The organism is Pseudomonas sp. JAI111 (assembly GCF_024809425.1).
In the GTDB taxonomy this organism is placed as follows: domain Bacteria; phylum Pseudomonadota; class Gammaproteobacteria; order Pseudomonadales; family Pseudomonadaceae; genus Aquipseudomonas.
The window spans coordinates 311675-327544 of the sequence record NZ_JANUCB010000008.1; the positions used below are offsets into that span (position 1 = coordinate 311675).

The 15870-nt window shown below is 55.6% G+C and carries 25 protein-coding genes; 1 reads left to right on the forward strand and 24 read right to left on the reverse strand.

All coding sequences use genetic code 11. From position 1 onward, the window contains the following. Positions 1 to 62 precede the first annotated feature (62 nt). On the forward strand, positions 63 to 2897 hold the full coding sequence (gene uvrA / locus HNR03_RS23725) for an excinuclease ABC subunit UvrA (RefSeq protein WP_259156198.1): 2835 nt from the start codon (positions 63 to 65) through the stop codon (positions 2895 to 2897). Between the two features lie 65 nt (positions 2898 to 2962). Here uvrA and bfr read toward each other — a convergent pair whose 3' ends face one another. The 24 genes from bfr to rplV form a co-directional block, all read right to left on the reverse strand. Further along, the gene (gene bfr / locus HNR03_RS23730) at positions 2963 to 3427 is read right to left on the reverse strand and encodes a bacterioferritin (protein WP_259156199.1); all 465 of its coding nucleotides are present in this window, start codon (positions 3425 to 3427) and stop codon (positions 2963 to 2965) included. A 149-nt stretch (positions 3428 to 3576) separates the two neighbouring features. Continuing rightward, a complete protein-coding gene (locus tag HNR03_RS23735; RefSeq protein ID WP_259156200.1) occupies positions 3577 to 5031 on the reverse strand; it encodes a catalase in 1455 nt (484 codons plus the stop codon). Positions 5032 to 5240: 209 nt separating this feature from the next. Continuing rightward, entirely contained in the window at positions 5241 to 5627 is a 387-nt protein-coding gene (gene rplQ, locus HNR03_RS23740) for a 50S ribosomal protein L17 (RefSeq protein ID WP_007943777.1), read from the reverse strand. 42 nt (positions 5628 to 5669) lie between these two features. Then, positions 5670 to 6671, reverse strand: a complete 1002-nt coding sequence (locus HNR03_RS23745; protein WP_003186012.1) for a DNA-directed RNA polymerase subunit alpha — start codon at positions 6669 to 6671, stop codon at positions 5670 to 5672. A gap of 22 nt (positions 6672 to 6693) precedes the next feature. Next, entirely contained in the window at positions 6694 to 7314 is a 621-nt protein-coding gene (gene rpsD / locus HNR03_RS23750) for a 30S ribosomal protein S4 (RefSeq protein WP_003210056.1), read from the reverse strand. Positions 7315 to 7332: 18 nt separating this feature from the next. Further along, positions 7333 to 7722, reverse strand: a complete 390-nt coding sequence (gene rpsK / locus HNR03_RS23755) for a 30S ribosomal protein S11 (protein WP_002555466.1) — start codon at positions 7720 to 7722, stop codon at positions 7333 to 7335. 30 nt (positions 7723 to 7752) lie between these two features. Then, entirely contained in the window at positions 7753 to 8109 is a 357-nt protein-coding gene (rpsM, locus tag HNR03_RS23760; RefSeq protein WP_003186020.1) for a 30S ribosomal protein S13, read from the reverse strand. Positions 8110 to 8239: 130 nt separating this feature from the next. Next, entirely contained in the window at positions 8240 to 8356 is a 117-nt protein-coding gene (gene rpmJ / locus HNR03_RS23765) for a 50S ribosomal protein L36 (protein ID WP_002555468.1), read from the reverse strand. Positions 8357 to 8383: 27 nt separating this feature from the next. Continuing rightward, a complete protein-coding gene (secY, locus tag HNR03_RS23770) occupies positions 8384 to 9712 on the reverse strand; it encodes a preprotein translocase subunit SecY (RefSeq protein WP_003228718.1) in 1329 nt (442 codons plus the stop codon). Then, the gene (rplO, locus tag HNR03_RS23775) at positions 9713 to 10150 is read right to left on the reverse strand and encodes a 50S ribosomal protein L15 (RefSeq protein ID WP_007896782.1); all 438 of its coding nucleotides are present in this window, start codon (positions 10148 to 10150) and stop codon (positions 9713 to 9715) included. A 3-nt stretch (positions 10151 to 10153) separates the two neighbouring features. Further along, positions 10154 to 10330 (reverse strand): 50S ribosomal protein L30, encoded by a 177-nt coding sequence (rpmD, locus tag HNR03_RS23780; protein WP_003186033.1) that lies wholly within the window; start codon positions 10328 to 10330, stop codon positions 10154 to 10156. Between the two features lie 2 nt (positions 10331 to 10332). Beyond that, complete coding sequence (gene rpsE, locus HNR03_RS23785) at positions 10333 to 10833, reverse strand: 30S ribosomal protein S5 (RefSeq protein ID WP_007943782.1); 501 nt, start codon at positions 10831 to 10833, stop codon at positions 10333 to 10335. Positions 10834 to 10836: 3 nt separating this feature from the next. Continuing rightward, positions 10837 to 11187: a 50S ribosomal protein L18 gene (rplR, locus tag HNR03_RS23790; protein ID WP_003186037.1), complete on the reverse strand. Its 351-nt coding sequence runs from the start codon at positions 11185 to 11187 to the stop codon at positions 10837 to 10839. Positions 11188 to 11197: 10 nt separating this feature from the next. Then, on the reverse strand, positions 11198 to 11731 hold the full coding sequence (gene rplF, locus HNR03_RS23795) for a 50S ribosomal protein L6 (protein WP_007896774.1): 534 nt from the start codon (positions 11729 to 11731) through the stop codon (positions 11198 to 11200). 12 nt (positions 11732 to 11743) lie between these two features. Next, positions 11744 to 12136: a 30S ribosomal protein S8 gene (gene rpsH, locus HNR03_RS23800; RefSeq protein WP_003186040.1), complete on the reverse strand. Its 393-nt coding sequence runs from the start codon at positions 12134 to 12136 to the stop codon at positions 11744 to 11746. A gap of 209 nt (positions 12137 to 12345) precedes the next feature. Then, a complete protein-coding gene (rpsN, locus tag HNR03_RS23805) occupies positions 12346 to 12651 on the reverse strand; it encodes a 30S ribosomal protein S14 (RefSeq protein ID WP_003176414.1) in 306 nt (101 codons plus the stop codon). Between the two features lie 13 nt (positions 12652 to 12664). After that, positions 12665 to 13204, reverse strand: coding sequence for a 50S ribosomal protein L5 (gene rplE, locus HNR03_RS23810; RefSeq protein WP_003176415.1), 540 nt, complete (start codon positions 13202 to 13204; stop codon positions 12665 to 12667). A 20-nt stretch (positions 13205 to 13224) separates the two neighbouring features. Further along, on the reverse strand, positions 13225 to 13539 hold the full coding sequence (gene rplX / locus HNR03_RS23815; RefSeq protein ID WP_003176416.1) for a 50S ribosomal protein L24: 315 nt from the start codon (positions 13537 to 13539) through the stop codon (positions 13225 to 13227). An 11-nt stretch (positions 13540 to 13550) separates the two neighbouring features. Continuing rightward, positions 13551 to 13919 (reverse strand): 50S ribosomal protein L14, encoded by a 369-nt coding sequence (rplN, locus tag HNR03_RS23820; protein ID WP_002555479.1) that lies wholly within the window; start codon positions 13917 to 13919, stop codon positions 13551 to 13553. Between the two features lie 23 nt (positions 13920 to 13942). Further along, entirely contained in the window at positions 13943 to 14209 is a 267-nt protein-coding gene (gene rpsQ, locus HNR03_RS23825) for a 30S ribosomal protein S17 (protein ID WP_003176419.1), read from the reverse strand. Between the two features lie 2 nt (positions 14210 to 14211). Then, the gene (gene rpmC / locus HNR03_RS23830) at positions 14212 to 14403 is read right to left on the reverse strand and encodes a 50S ribosomal protein L29 (RefSeq protein WP_008030901.1); all 192 of its coding nucleotides are present in this window, start codon (positions 14401 to 14403) and stop codon (positions 14212 to 14214) included. Beyond that, positions 14403 to 14816, reverse strand: a complete 414-nt coding sequence (rplP, locus tag HNR03_RS23835) for a 50S ribosomal protein L16 (RefSeq protein ID WP_008145497.1) — start codon at positions 14814 to 14816, stop codon at positions 14403 to 14405. Before rplP ends, rpmC begins: the two co-directional genes overlap by 1 nt. Before the next feature lie 12 nt (positions 14817 to 14828). After that, positions 14829 to 15515, reverse strand: a complete 687-nt coding sequence (gene rpsC, locus HNR03_RS23840) for a 30S ribosomal protein S3 (RefSeq protein ID WP_003176422.1) — start codon at positions 15513 to 15515, stop codon at positions 14829 to 14831. Between the two features lie 13 nt (positions 15516 to 15528). Beyond that, positions 15529 to 15861: a 50S ribosomal protein L22 gene (gene rplV, locus HNR03_RS23845; protein WP_003103908.1), complete on the reverse strand. Its 333-nt coding sequence runs from the start codon at positions 15859 to 15861 to the stop codon at positions 15529 to 15531. Positions 15862 to 15870: the final 9 nt, after the last annotated feature.

The window sequence follows — 15870 nt, forward strand, 5'->3', positions numbered from 1 at the left end:
GCATCCATCCAGTATTTGGCCGTATACTCCTACGTTTTCGACGCCCGCCAAGCGAGGCCACTTTGGACAAGATCCTGATTCGTGGGGCCCGAACCCACAACCTGAAGAACATCGACCTGACCCTGCCACGGGACAAACTGATCGTCATCACCGGCCTGTCCGGATCCGGCAAATCGTCCCTGGCGTTCGACACGCTGTATGCCGAAGGCCAACGCCGCTACGTCGAATCGCTGTCGGCCTATGCCCGGCAGTTTTTGTCGATGATGGAAAAGCCTGACGTCGACACCATCGAAGGTCTGTCGCCAGCCATTTCCATCGAACAGAAATCGACCTCGCACAACCCGCGTTCGACGGTCGGCACCATCACCGAAATCTACGACTACCTGCGCCTGCTTTACGCTCGCGTGGGTATTCCGCGCTGCCCGGACCATGACATTCCACTGGAAGCGCAGACCGTCAGTCAGATGGTCGACCTGGTCCTCGCCCAACCGGAGGGCAGCAAACTCATGCTGCTGGCCCCGGTGATTCGCGAGCGCAAAGGCGAACACCTTTCGGTCTTCGAAGAACTGCGCGCCCAGGGTTTTGTGCGCGCGCGAGTCAACGGACGGCTTTGCGAACTCGACGAGCTGCCCAAGCTGGACAAACAGAAGAAGCACTCGATCGATGTCGTGGTCGACCGCTTCAAGGTTCGCGCCGATCTGCAACAGCGTCTGGCCGAGTCGTTCGAGACCGCCTTGAAGCTGGCGGATGGCATTGCCCTGGTTGCGCCAATGGACGACGAGCCTGGCGAAGAGATCATCTTCTCCGCGCGCTTCGCTTGCCCGATCTGCGGTCATGCCATCAGCGAGCTGGAACCCAAGCTGTTCTCCTTCAACAACCCGGCCGGCGCCTGCCCGACATGCGATGGCCTGGGCGTGAAGCAGTTCTTCGACATCAAGCGACTGGTGAATGGCGAGTTGACGCTGGCCGAAGGGGCGATTCGCGGCTGGGACAGGCGTAACGTCTATTACTTCCAGATGCTCGGCTCGCTGGCCTCGCACTACAAGTTCAGCCTGGAGGTGCCGTTCAACGATCTGTCGGCCGATCAGCAGAAATCCATCCTGCACGGCAGCGGTTCGCAGAACGTCGACTTCAAGTACCTGAACGACCGTGGCGATATCGTCAAACGCTCGCACCCGTTCGAAGGCATCGTGCCGAATCTGGAACGCCGCTACCGCGAAACCGAGTCAGCATCGGTGCGTGAAGAGCTGGCCAAGTTCCTCAGCACCCAGCCTTGCCCGGATTGCCGCGGGACTCGTCTGCGTCGCGAAGCGCGACACGTATGGGTGGGTGAGAAGACGCTTCCAGCAGTGACGAATCTGCCGATTGGCGACGCCTGTGAATACTTTGGTGTACTGAAACTCACGGGCCGTCGCGGCGAAATTGCCGACAAGATTCTCAAGGAAATCCGCGAGCGCCTGCAATTTCTGGTCAACGTTGGCCTGGATTATCTGTCCCTGGATCGCAGCGCGGATACGTTGTCTGGCGGTGAAGCCCAGCGGATTCGCCTGGCCAGCCAGATTGGCGCTGGCCTTGTGGGCGTCCTGTACATCCTCGACGAACCGTCCATCGGTCTGCACCAACGAGACAATGATCGATTGCTGGGAACGCTCAAGCACCTGCGCGACATCGGCAACACGGTGATCGTGGTCGAGCACGATGAAGATGCCATTCGCCTGGCGGACTATGTCGTCGATATTGGTCCAGGCGCGGGCGTCCACGGTGGGCACATCGTCGCCGAAGGCACCCCGGCCGAGGTCATGGCTCACCCCGACTCCTTGACCGGCAAGTATTTGTCGGGCCGGGTCAAGATCGCCGTTCCGGCCAAGCGCACACTGCGTAACAAGAAGCTGTCGCTGTCCCTCAAGGGCGCTCGCGGCAACAACTTGCGCAATGTCGACCTGGACATTCCGATTGGTCTGTTGACCTGTGTGACCGGCGTGTCCGGCTCGGGCAAGTCGACACTGATCAACAACACGCTGTTCCCCTTGAGCGCTACCGCACTCAACGGCGCAACAACGCTTGAGGCCGCTGCTCACGACAGCATCAAAGGTCTGGAGCACCTGGATAAGGTGGTCGACATCGACCAGAGCCCGATCGGGCGCACGCCGCGCTCCAACCCGGCGACCTATACCGGTCTGTTCACGCCGATCCGCGAATTGTTTGCCGGTGTGCCGGAGTCCCGTTCGCGCGGTTATGGCCCGGGACGCTTCTCCTTCAACGTGAAGGGTGGACGTTGCGAGGCGTGTCAGGGCGACGGTCTGATCAAGGTCGAGATGCACTTCCTGCCGGACATCTATGTCCCGTGCGACGTTTGCAAGAGCAAGCGCTACAACCGCGAAACCCTTGAGATCAAGTACAAGGGCAAGAGCATCCACGAAACCCTCGAGATGACCATCGAGGAAGCCCGGGTGTTCTTCGATGCGGTTCCGGCGCTGGCGCGCAAGCTTCAGACGTTGATGGATGTCGGTCTGTCGTACATCAAGCTGGGACAATCGGCGACCACGTTGTCAGGCGGAGAAGCCCAGCGGGTGAAGCTGTCCCGGGAACTGTCCAAGCGAGATACCGGCAAGACGCTGTACATCCTCGACGAGCCAACCACTGGCCTGCACTTCGCGGATATTCAGCAACTGCTCGACGTATTGCATCGTTTGCGCGACCACGGCAACACGGTGGTGGTGATCGAGCATAACCTCGATGTCATCAAGACTGCCGACTGGCTGGTCGACCTGGGGCCGGAAGGCGGCTCCAAGGGCGGACAGATCATTGCGGTCGGGACACCGGAAGAAGTGTCCGAGATGAAGCAGTCTCACACCGGTTTCTACCTCAAGCCGCTGCTGGCTCGCGACAAAGCCTGAATCCGGCCCATGAAAAAGCCCCTGTCACTTCATCAGTGACAGGGGCTTTTTTTTAGCCTGTGCAATCAGGTGTGGGATTGCAGGTAGTTCTCAAGACCGATCAGCTTGATCAGACCCAACTGCTTCTCGAGCCAGTAGGTGTGATCTTCTTCGGTGTCGTTCAGCTGAATACGCAGCATCTCGCGGCTAACGTAGTCTTTGTGCAATTCGCAAAGCTCAATCCCTTTGCACAGGGCGGCGCGGACTTTGTATTCCAGTCGCAAGTCGGCGGCAAGCATGTCCGGCACGGTGGCGCCGACATCGAGGTCATCCGGACGCATGCGCGGCGTGCCTTCAAGCATCAGAATACGGCGCATCAGGGCATCGGCATGCCCTGCTTCTTCTTCCATCTCGTGGTTGATTCGTTCGTAGAGCTTGGTGAATCCCCAGTCCTCATACATCCGCGAGTGAACGAAATATTGATCACGCGCGGCCAGTTCGCCGGTCAGCAACGTGTTGAGGTAATCGATTACGTCTGGGTGCCCTTGCATCGCCCTACATCTCCCTGCTTGAAAGGCTGTAGTTTGAACTACGAAGACTGTTTGGTCACTTCGTTTGCGCTATAAAAGCGAAGATATTCTGGGATAAGTGGCTTAAATAACGCCAAAACCGCCCTAATAAGGGCGGTTCTGCTTCTCGTTTAGACTTCGTTAAGCTGTACGCCCAACGCCTTCGCGATTGCTTCTCCATACGCCGGGTCGGCACTGTAGAAGTGCTGCAACTGACGATCGACCACGTCATCGGAAACCCCGGCCATTGCACCGGCAATGTTCCTGACCAACAAGGCCCTCTGCTCATCGCTCATGAGTCGGAATAGCGCGCCGGCATGGCTGTAGTAGTCAGTGTCTTCGCGATGATCATATCGATCAGCCGCACCGCTGAGCGCAAGAGGCGGCTCGGCGTAGCGAGGAGCCTGCTTTGGCGACTCGACGTAGCTGTTCGGCTCGTAGTTCGGTGCCGCCCCGCCATTGCTGCCAAACGCCATCGAACCATCGCGCTGGTAGCTGTTCACCGGGCTACGAGGTGCATTCACCGGCAGTTGTTGATGATTGGTGCCGATACGGTAGCGGTGGGCATCGGCATAAGCGAACACGCGCCCCTGGAGCATACGATCGGGGGACAGACCAACACCGGGGACCATGTTGCTCGGACCGAACGCCGCCTGCTCCACTTCAGCGAAGTAGTTCAGCGGATTACGATTGAGCTCCAGTTCGCCCACTTCGATCAGCGGAAATTCTTTCTGCGACCAGGTTTTGGTCACGTCGAACGGATTCTCGTAGTGAGCCGCAGCCTGTGCTTCAGACATGATCTGGATGCACACACGCCATTTCGGGAAGTCACCACGCTCAATCGCCTCGAACAGGTCACGCTGCGCGTAATCCGGATCGGTACCGGCCAGGCGTGCAGCTTCTGCCGGCGCGAGGTTCTTGATGCCTTGCTTGGTTTTGTAGTGCCACTTAACCCAATGCCGCTCGCCTTTGGCGCTGATCAGGCTGTAGGTGTGGCTGCCAAAGCCATGCATGTGGCGGTATCCGTCAGGAATGCCACGGTCCGAAAACAAGATGGTGACCTGGTGCAGCGCCTCAGGCGAGTGCGACCAGAAGTCCCACATCATCTGCGCACTTTTCAGATTGCTTTGCGGCAGACGTTTTTGGGTGTGGATAAAGTCCGGAAATTTGAGTGGATCGCGGATAAAAAATACGGGCGTGTTGTTGCCAACAATGTCCCAGTTGCCTTCTTCGGTGTAGAACTTCAGGGCAAAGCCACGCGGATCGCGCTCGGTGTCGGCCGAACCGCGCTCACCGCCGACGGTAGAGAAGCGCAAGAATGTCGGCGTTTGCTTACCGACGGATTCAAACAGTTTGGCGCTGGTGTACTCGGTGATATCCCGAGTCACGGTGAACGTACCGTAAGCTCCCGAGCCTTTGGCGTGCACACGACGCTCAGGGATGTTTTCACGGTTGAAGTGGGCAAGCTTCTCGATCAGGTGGAAGTCGTCGAGCAGCAGCGGGCCGCGAGGGCCGGCGGAACGGGAATTCTGGTTGTCGGCGACAGGAGCGCCACTGGCGGTGGTAAGCGTTTTATTTTGGCTCATGCGATCTCTTCCTCTGTCAGTCTTGAACTGCCGGCTAATCGGCTGAGAGGGAGTATTGATCAAGAACGTTACAGCCACAAATTCATTAACTTGCGACTATCGATAGATAATTACTAATTACATTCAGGAATGTATGTCGACCGCGATGCTTTTCGATCAGGCACAAAAAACCGGGCACTAGGCCCGGTTCTTCGTTTCAGACTGACGTCTTACTCAGCGGATACAGCTTCACCGCCGGTAGCACGATCAACCAACTCGACGTACGCCATAGGCGCGTTGTCGCCAGTGCGGAAACCGCACTTGAGGATGCGCAGGTAGCCACCCTCACGGGTAGCGTAACGCTTGCCCAGGTCGTTGAAGAGCTTACCAACGATAGCTTTCGAACGAGTACGGTCGAAAGCCAGACGGCGGTTAGCCAGGCTGTCTGTCTTGGCCAAAGTGATCAGCGGCTCAGCAACGCGACGCAGTTCTTTAGCTTTCGGCAGTGTAGTTTTGATCAGCTCGTGCTCGAACAGCGACACTGCCATGTTTTGAAACATGGCCTTGCGGTGCGAGCTAGTGCGGCTCAGGTGACGACCACTTTTACGATGACGCATGGTTCATTCCTTACCAAACACGACGTTCGGTGATTACGACGATCAGGCAGTCGCCTTGTCGTCCTTCTTAAGACTTGCAGGCGGCCAGTTGTCGAGGCGCATGCCGAGGGACAGACCGCGGGAGGCCAGAACGTCCTTGATTTCAGTCAAGGATTTCTTGCCAAGGTTCGGAGTCTTCAACAGCTCTACTTCGGTACGCTGAATCAGGTCACCGATGTAGTAGATGTTTTCCGCCTTAAGGCAGTTAGCCGAACGTACAGTCAGTTCCAGATCGTCAACCGGGCGAAGCAGGATCGGATCGATCTCGTCTTCCTGCTCAACAACCACTGGCTCACTGTCACCTTTGAGGTCGACGAACGCAGCCAACTGCTGTTGCAGAATGGTTGCAGCGCGGCGGATAGCCTCTTCAGGATCCAGGGTACCGTTGGTTTCCAGATCAATAACCAGCTTGTCCAGGTTAGTACGCTGCTCGACACGGGCGTTTTCCACCACGTATGCGATACGGCGAACCGGGCTGAACGAAGAGTCAAGCTGCAAGCGACCGATGCTGCGGCTTTCGTCTTCATCGCTCTGACGCGAGTCTGCCGGTTCATAACCACGACCACGAGCTACGGTGAGCTTCATGTTCAGGGCGCCGTTAGACGCCAGGTTAGCGATTACGTGATCGGGGTTAACGATCTCGACATCATGATCCAGCTGAATATCGGCAGCGGTAACCACCCCCGAACCCTTCTTCGACAAGGTCAGCGTAACTTCGTCACGACCGTGCAGCTTGATAGCCAGACCTTTAAGGTTCAACAGGATTTCAATTACGTCTTCCTGTACGCCTTCGATGGCGCTGTACTCATGGAGTACACCGTCAATCTCGGCCTCGACTACTGCACAGCCGGGCATTGAGGACAACAGGATGCGGCGCAGCGCGTTGCCCAGGGTGTGGCCGAAACCACGCTCGAGAGGCTCGAGAGTGATCTTGGCGCGGGTTGGACTGACAACCTGCACATCAATATGGCGGGGTGTCAGGAACTCATTTACCGAAATCTGCATGGATGCACCTATTTTCTAGCCCTTACTTGGAGTAGAGCTCGACAATCAGGCTTTCGTTGATGTCGGCGGACAGATCACTGCGAGCAGGAACGTTCTTGAAAACGCCCGACTTCTTCTCAGTGTCTACTTCTACCCATTCTACGCGGCCACGTTGGGCACACAGATCGAGAGCTTGGACAATGCGAAGTTGGTTCTTTGCTTTCTCGCGAATCGCGACCACGTCACCAGCACGAACCTGGTAAGACGGCACGTTTACGGTCTGACCGTTAACGCTGACGGATTTGTGCGATACCAGCTGACGGGATTCGGCACGAGTAGAGCCAAAACCCATACGGTATACAACGTTGTCCAGACGGCATTCGAGCAGTTGCAGCAGGTTTTCACCGGTTGCACCTTTCTTGCCAGCAGCTTCTTTGTAGTAGCCGCTGAATTGACGCTCGAGAACGCCGTAGATACGACGGACCTTCTGCTTTTCACGCAGTTGGGTGCCGTAATCGGACTGGCGACCGCGGCGTTGGCCGTGGATACCAGGTGCTGCTTCGATGTTGCACTTCGATTCGATCGCGCGCACGCCGCTCTTCAGAAAGAGATCGGTGCCTTCGCGACGAGCGAGTTTGCATTTTGGACCAATGTAACGAGCCATTCTTTACAATCTCCTGGATTACACGCGGCGCTTCTTCGGCGGACGGCACCCGTTGTGCGGGATTGGCGTCACGTCGGTGATGCTGGCGATCTTGTAGCCACAGCCGTTCAAAGCGCGGACTGCAGATTCACGACCTGGGCCTGGACCTTTGACGTTAACGTCGAGGTTTTTCAGACCGTATTCCAGCGCAGCTTGACCAGCACGTTCAGCAGCTACTTGAGCAGCAAACGGGGTGGACTTGCGGGAACCGCGGAAACCCGAACCACCGGAGGTAGCCCAGGAAAGAGCGTTGCCTTGACGGTCGGTGATGGTCACGATTGTGTTGTTAAAAGACGCGTGGATGTGGGCGATGCCATCAACCACTGTCTTTTTGACTTTTTTACGAGGACGAGCAGCAGGTTTAGCCATGATTAATTTCCTGTCGATTCGCTGGGGCGATTACTTGCGGATCGGCTTACGCGGACCTTTACGGGTACGCGCGTTAGTCTTGGTACGCTGACCGCGCACTGGAAGACCACGACGATGACGCAGACCGCGATAGCAACCGAGGTCCATCAAACGCTTGATTTTCATGTTGATTTCGCGACGCAGGTCACCTTCAGTGGTGAACTTCGCCACTTCGCCACGCAGCTGTTCAATCTGCTCGTCGCTCAGATCTTTGATCTTTGCGGCTGGGTTTACCCCAGTCACTGCACAGATCTTCTGTGCAGTAGTGCGACCAACACCATAGATGTAGGTCAGCGAGATAACAGTATGCTTGTTATCTGGAATGTTAACGCCTGCAATACGGGCCATTCAGTGGGACTCCAATTGACAGCTACCTACGCCCCGGAAGCCAAGAAATAGGGCGCGAGATAATATCGCTGTAATAACAAATAATCAACCCGGTAGCGCACTAGCTACCGGGCTTGAAGCACAATCACACTCAGCCTTGGCGCTGTTTGTGACGCGGTTCCGCGCTGCAAATTACTCGAACAACACCTTCGCGGCGAATAATCTTGCAGTTACGGCACAGCTTTTTCACCGATGCACGAACTTTCATCACCAACTCCTCGAACCTTATGGGTACTCAGCGCAACATGCCGCTGCCGTAACCCTTCAGGTTGGCTTTCTTCATCAGGGATTCGTACTGGTGCGAAACGAGGTGCGATTGTACTTGGGACATGAAGTCCATCACAACCACGACGACGATCAGCAACGAGGTCCCGCCAAGGTAGAACGGTACGTTTGCCGCAACCACAAGGAACTGGGGCAACAGACACACGGCCGTCATGTAAAGAGCACCGAACATGGTCAAGCGAGTCAGAACGCCATCAATGTAGCGCGCAGACTGCTCACCTGGACGGATGCCCGGAATAAAGGCACCGGACTTCTTCAGGTTTTCCGCTACGTCTTTCGGATTGAACATCAACGCCGTATAGAAGAAGCAGAAGAAAATAATCCCTGCACTAAACAGCAGAATATTCAACGGCTGACCAGGAGCGATCGACTGCGAGATGTCCTGCAACCAGCCCATACCTTCAGACTGACCGAACCAGGCACCCAACGAAGCCGGGAACAGCAAAATGCTGCTCGCGAAAATGGCCGGAATAACACCGGCCATGTTCACCTTCAGCGGCAAGTGGCTAGTCTGCGCAGCGAAAACCTTGCGGCCCTGCTGACGCTTGGCGTAGTGAACAGCAATACGACGCTGACCACGCTCAATGAACACCACGAAACCGATAATCGCTACTGCCAGCAAACCGATGGCAACCAGGGCGAAGATGTTGATATCACCCTGACGTGCAGACTCGAAAGACTGCCCGATCGCTCTCGGAAGACCGGCGACGATACCCGAAAAAATCAACATCGAGATACCGTTGCCAACACCACGCTCAGTAATCTGCTCACCCAGCCACATCATGAACATCGCACCAGCCACAAAAGTGGATACCGCGACGAAATGGAAGCCAAAGTCACCAGTGAACGCAACGCCCTGCCCTGCCAAGCCAATGGACATGCCAATTGCCTGGACGAGAGCGAGGACGACAGTGCCGTAGCGGGTGTACTGGCTGATCTTGCGACGGCCAGCTTCACCTTCCTTCTTCAACTGTTCCAGTTGCGGGCTGACGGCGGTCATCAGTTGCATGATGATCGATGCCGAAATGTACGGCATGATCCCCAGTGCAAAGATACTCATCCGCTCCAGCGCGCCGCCGGAAAACATGTTGAACAAGCTAAGAATGGTCCCCTCATTCTGTCGAAACAGGTCCGCGAGTCGGTCCGGGTTGATACCTGGAACCGGGATGTGTGCGCCTATTCGGTAGACGATAATCGCCAGGAACAGAAAACGCAGACGAGCCCAGAGTTCAGACATACCGCCTTTGCCGAGCGCAGAGAGAGCACCTTGCTTAGCCATTTATTCCTCGAACTTGCCGCCAGCTGCTTCGATAGCCGCACGCGCACCTTTGGTGGCGCCGATTCCCTTTCCGATGGTGACAGCGCGAGTAACTTCGCCGGACAGCATGATTTTCACACGCTGTACGTTGACGTTGATCACGTTGGCATCTTTCAGGGACTGCACGGTGACGATGTCGCCTTCCACTTTAGCCAGCTCGGACAAACGCACTTCTGCGCGATCCATGGCTTTCAGGGAAACGAAACCGAATTTCGGCAGGCGACGATGCAGCGGCTGTTGACCGCCTTCAAAGCCTGGAGCAATGGTGCCACCGGAGCGGGAGGACTGACCTTTGTGGCCACGGCCACCGGTCTTGCCCAAACCACTACCGATACCACGGCCCGGACGATGCTTTTCGCGACGGGAACCCGGCGCTGGACTCAGATCATTGAGTTTCATCGATTAACCCTCGACACGCAGCATGTAGTAAGCCTTGTTGATCATCCCGCGATTCTCGGGAGTATCAAGTACTTCTACAGTGTGACCGATGCGACGCAGACCCAGACCCTTAACGCACAGTTTGTGGTTAGGGATGCGGCCGGTCATGCTTTTGATCAGCGTAACTTTAACGGTAGCCATGATCAGAAGATCTCCTTGACGCTTTTGCCACGCTTGGCGGCAATGGATTCAGGAGACTGCATAGCTTTCAAACCTTTGAAAGTGGCGTGAACCACGTTTACCGGGTTAGTCGAGCCGTAGCACTTGGCCAGAACGTTCTGAACGCCAGCAACTTCGAGGACAGCACGCATAGCGCCGCCAGCGATGATACCGGTACCTTCAGAAGCAGGCTGCATGTACACCTTCGAAGCGCCGTGACCGGACTTCATTGCGTACTGCAGAGTGGTGCCGTTCAGATCAACTTGGATCATGTTGCGGCGAGCAGCTTCCATTGCCTTCTGGATCGCAGCAGGCACTTCACGTGACTTGCCACGGCCGAAGCCAACACGCCCTTTACCATCACCAACCACGGTCAACGCGGTGAAAGTGAAGATACGGCCGCCTTTTACGGTTTTGGCTACGCGGTTAACTTGAACCAGCTTCTCAATGTAGCCTTCGTCGCGCTTTTGGTCGTTATTTGACATAACTTAGAACTCCAGCCCAGCTTCACGAGCAGCATCAGCCAGCGCCTTGACGCGGCCGTGGTACTTGAAGCCAGAGCGGTCGAAAGCCACCTGCGAGACGCCAGCGGCTTTAGCACGCGTAGCGACCAGCTGGCCAACCTTAGTGGCCGCGTCGATGTTGCCAGTGGCGCCATCACGCAGTTCTTTATCCAAAGTCGAGGCAGATGCCAGGACTTTGTTGCCGTCGGCCGAAATGACCTGGGCGTAGATGTGCTGCGACGAGCGGAACACGCAGAGACGCACGACTTCGAGTTCGTGCATTTTCAGGCGTGCTTTGCGAGCGCGACGCAGTCGAGTAACTTTTTTGTCGGTCATTTGCTATGCCCTACTTCTTCTTGGCTTCTTTACGACGGACGACTTCGTCCGCGTAGCGCACACCTTTGCCTTTGTACGGCTCTGGTGGACGGAAGTCGCGGATCTCGGCGGCCACTTGACCTACCAGCTGCTTATCGATACCCCGGATCAGGATGTCGGTTTGGCTAGGAGTCTCAGCGGTGATGCCTTCCGGCAGTTCATAATCCACTGGGTGCGAGAAGCCAAGAGCCAGGTTCAGCACTGTGCCTTTTGCTTGCGCTTTGTAACCAACACCGACCAGCTGGAGCTTACGCTCGAAGCCTTGGCTTACGCCTTGGACCATGTTGTTTACCAACGCACGAGTGGTACCAGCCATTGCGCGAGTTTGTTGATCGCCATTGCGAGCAGCGAAACGCAGCTCACCAGCTTCTTCAACGATCTCAACGGACGAATGGATGTTCAGTTCGAGAGTGCCCTTGGCACCCTTCACCGAAAGCTGTTGGCCTGCGAATTTTACTTCGACACCGGCTGGCAGCTTAACGGGGTTCTTAGCGACGCGTGACATGCTTATCCCCCCTTAGAACACAGTGCAAAGAACTTCGCCGCCGACACCGGCAGCGCGCGCAGCACGATCCGTCATCACACCTTTGTTGGTGGAGACGATAGACACACCGAGACCGCCACGAACTTTTGGCAGATCATCGACGGACTTGTACTGACGCAGGCCTGGACGGCTAACGCGCTTCACTTCCTCGATGACCGGACGGCCTTCGAAGTACTTCAGCTCGATGGACAGCAGTGGTTTGATTTCGCTGCTGATCTGATAACCCGCAATGTAACCTTCGTCCTTCAGGACTTTGGCAACAGCTACCTTCAACGTAGAAGATGGCATGCTTACGACGGACTTTTCAGCCATCTGGGCATTACGGATTCGAGTTAGCATGTCCGCTAACGGGTCCTGCATACTCATGGGCTAGACGCTCCTAATACAAAAAAATTAGCCTTGCGGCTACTACTTGTCGCCGAGTTCATCCATGCGAAAAAAGCACGGGCTCAGGCGAGCCGGGTATTCTAGACACACCCCACAAATGAATCAAGCCCCAATAGGGGCTTGATTCAAGTTCTAGGTCACCGATGGTCAGGATCTTGCGATCCCGATCACCGAGACTTCGATATTGCTTACCAGCTGGCTTTAACCAGACCAGGTACGTCACCACGCATTGCAGCTTCACGCAGTTTGTTACGGCCGAGGCCGAACTTGCGGTAAACGCCGTGTGGACGACCGGTCAGGCGGCAGCGGTTACGCATGCGCGAAGCGCTTGCGTCACGTGGCTGCTTCTGCAGAGCTACTGTAGCTTCCCAACGTGCTTCTGGACTTGCGTTCAGATCAACGATGATAGCTTTCAGTGCTGCACGCTTCTTGGCGTACTTGGCAACCGTGAGCTGACGCTTCAGCTCGCGGTTTTTCATGCTCATCTTGGCCATTTTCCTACTCCAATCAGTTGCGGAACGGGAATTTGAAAGCACGCAGCAGCGCGCGACCTTCATCATCGTTCTTGGCAGTGGTGGTCAGGGTAATGTCCAGACCGCGGAGAGCATCGATCTTGTCGTAGTCGATTTCCGGGAAGATGATCTGCTCTTTAACGCCCATGCTGTAGTTACCACGACCATCGAAGGACTTGGCATTCAGGCCGCGGAAGTCGCGGACCCGAGGCAGGGAGATCGACAGCAGACGATCCAGGAATTCGTACATACGCTCACGGCGCAGAGTCACTTTGACGCCGATCGGCCAACCTTCACGGACTTTAAAGCCAGCGATGGATTTCCGAGCGTAAGTCACAACGACTTTCTGACCGGTGATCTTTTCCAGGTCAGCAACAGCATGTTCGATGACTTTTTTGTCGCCGACAGCTTCGCCCAGACCCATGTTCAGGGTGATTTTGGTAACGCGTGGAACTTCCATCACGTTCGAAAGCTTAAGTTCTTCCTTAAGCTTCGGTGCGATTTCCTTCCAGTAAATCTCTTTTAGTCGTGCCATGGTCTTCTACCTAGCAGTGTTCAAGCATCAACCGCTTTTTGGGTCGACTTGAAGACACGAATTTTCTTGCCGTCTTCTACTTTGAAACCAACGCGGTCAGCCTTGTTGGTTTCGCCGTTGAAAATGGCGACGTTAGAAGCGTCCAGTGGAGCTTCTTTTTCGACGATACCGCCTTGTACGCCCGACATCGGGTTAGGCTTGGTATGACGCTTAACCAGGTTCAGACCACCAATAACCAGACGGTTATTAGCGAGAACCTTAAGCACCTTACCGCGCTTACCTTTGTCTTTGCCGGCGATCACGATGATCTCGTCGTCACGACGAATCTTTTGCATGTCGGATCTCCTTACAGCACTTCTGGGGCGAGCGAGACGATCTTCATGAACTTCTCAGTACGAAGTTCACGGGTCACTGGCCCAAAGATACGGGTGCCGATCGGCTCTTGCTTGTTGTTCAGAAGAACAGCAGCGTTGCCATCAAAGCGGATAATGGAGCCATCAGCACGACGTACGCCGTGACGAGTGCGGACTACAACAGCAGTCATCACTTGGCCTTTTTTCACTTTACCGCGAGGAATTGCTTCCTTCACGGTAACTTTGATGATGTCACCGATACCAGCGTAACGACGATGGGAGCCACCCAGCACCTTGATGCACATAACGCGGCGAGCGCCGCTGTTATCGGCCACATCGAGCATGGATTGAGTCTGAATCATATAATTTCTCCGACCCCTAGTCCTTAGACTTCCACAGCGCGTTCGAGAACATCAACCAATGCCCAAGACTTGGTCTTGGCCAGCGGACGAGTTTCACGAATAGTGACTTTGTCGCCGATGTGGCACTGATTGGTTTCGTCGTGCGCGTGCAGCTTAGTCGAACGCTTAACGTATTTACCGTAGATCGGGTGCTTAACGCGACGCTCAATCAGAACGGTGATGGTCTTGTCCATTTTGTCGCTGACAACACGGCCAGTCAGCGTACGGACGGTTTTTTCGGCTTCAGCCATGATTACTTACCTGCCTGCTGTTTGAGCACAGTCTTCACGCGAGCGATGTCACGCTTAACTTGCCGGAGCAGGTGAGACTGCCCCAACTGGCCAGTTGCTTTCTGCATGCGCAGATTGAACTGGTCGCGCAGCAGGCCGAGCAGTTGCTCGTTAAGCTGCGGCGCGTCTTTTTCACGAAGTTCGTTCGCTTTCATCACATCACCGTCCGTTTAACGAAGGCAGTGGCGAGCGGCAGCTTTGCAGCAGCCAGGGCAAAAGCCTCACGCGCCAGCTCTTCAGTAACGCCCTCGATTTCATACAGGACCTTGCCTGGCTGAATCTGGGCAACCCAGTACTCCACACTACCCTTACCTTTACCCATCCGAACTTCGAGTGGCTTTTTGGAAATAGGCTTGTCCGGGAATACACGGATCCAGATCTTGCCGCCACGTTTAACGTGACGGGTCAGAGCACGACGCGCTGACTCGATCTGACGAGCGGTGAGACGACCACGAGCTACAGACTTCAGCGCGAACTCGCCGAAGCTGACTTTGCTACCGCGCTGAGCCAGACCACGGTTGTGGCCTGTCATCTGCTTGCGGAACTTCGTACGCTTTGGTTGCAACATTTGGCGTACCCCTTACTTAGCAGCTTTTTTACGAGGCGCTGGTGCTTGTGGTTTCAGTTCTTCTTGGCGACCACCAATTACTTCGCCTTTGAAGATCCAAACCTTTACACCGATCACACCGTAAGTGGTGTGAGCTTCGTAGTTGGCATAGTCGATGTCGGCACGCAGGGTGTGCAGTGGCACACGACCTTCGCGATACCATTCAGTACGTGCGATTTCAGCACCGCCGAGACGACCGCTCACTTGGATTTTGATGCCTTTGGCACCAATGCGCATGGCGTTCTGTACAGCGCGCTTCATAGCGCGACGGAACATTACGCGACGCTCCAGCTGCTGAGCTACGCTCTGCGCAACCAACATACCGTCGAGCTCCGGCTTGCGGATTTCTTCGATATTGATGTGCACAGGCACACCCATTTGCTTGGTCAGGTCCTGACGCAGTTTCTCAACATCTTCACCTTTCTTCCCGATAACGATACCTGGACGAGCGGTGTGGATGGTGATACGTGCTGTTTGAGCCGGACGATGGATATCGATACGGCTTACGGACGCGCTTTTTAGTTTGTCTTGGAGATACTCACGCACCTTCAGATCAGCGAACAAATAGTCCGCATAAGTCCGACCGTCTGCGTACCAGACGGAGGTGTGCTCCTTGACGATTCCCAGGCGAATGCCAATGGGATGTACTTTCTGACCCATCTCTTCGACTCCGTTACTTGTCAGCAACCTTGACAGTGATATGGCAAGACCGCTTGACGATGCGATCAGCACGGCCTTTGGCACGTGGCATGATTCGCTTCAGCGAACGCCCTTCGTTGACGAAAACGGTGCTGACTTTAAGGTCATCAACGTCTGCGCCTTCGTTATGCTCGGCGTTGGCTACGGCCGACTCCAGCACTTTCTTCATGATCTCGGCGGCTTTCTTACTGCTGAAAGCCAACAGGTTGAGCGCTTCGCCCACCTTCTTCCCGCGGATCTGGTCGGCGACCAAGCGGGCTTTCTGGGCGGAGATTCGAGCGCCCGACAACTTAGCGGCTACTTCCATCGTTCCTTA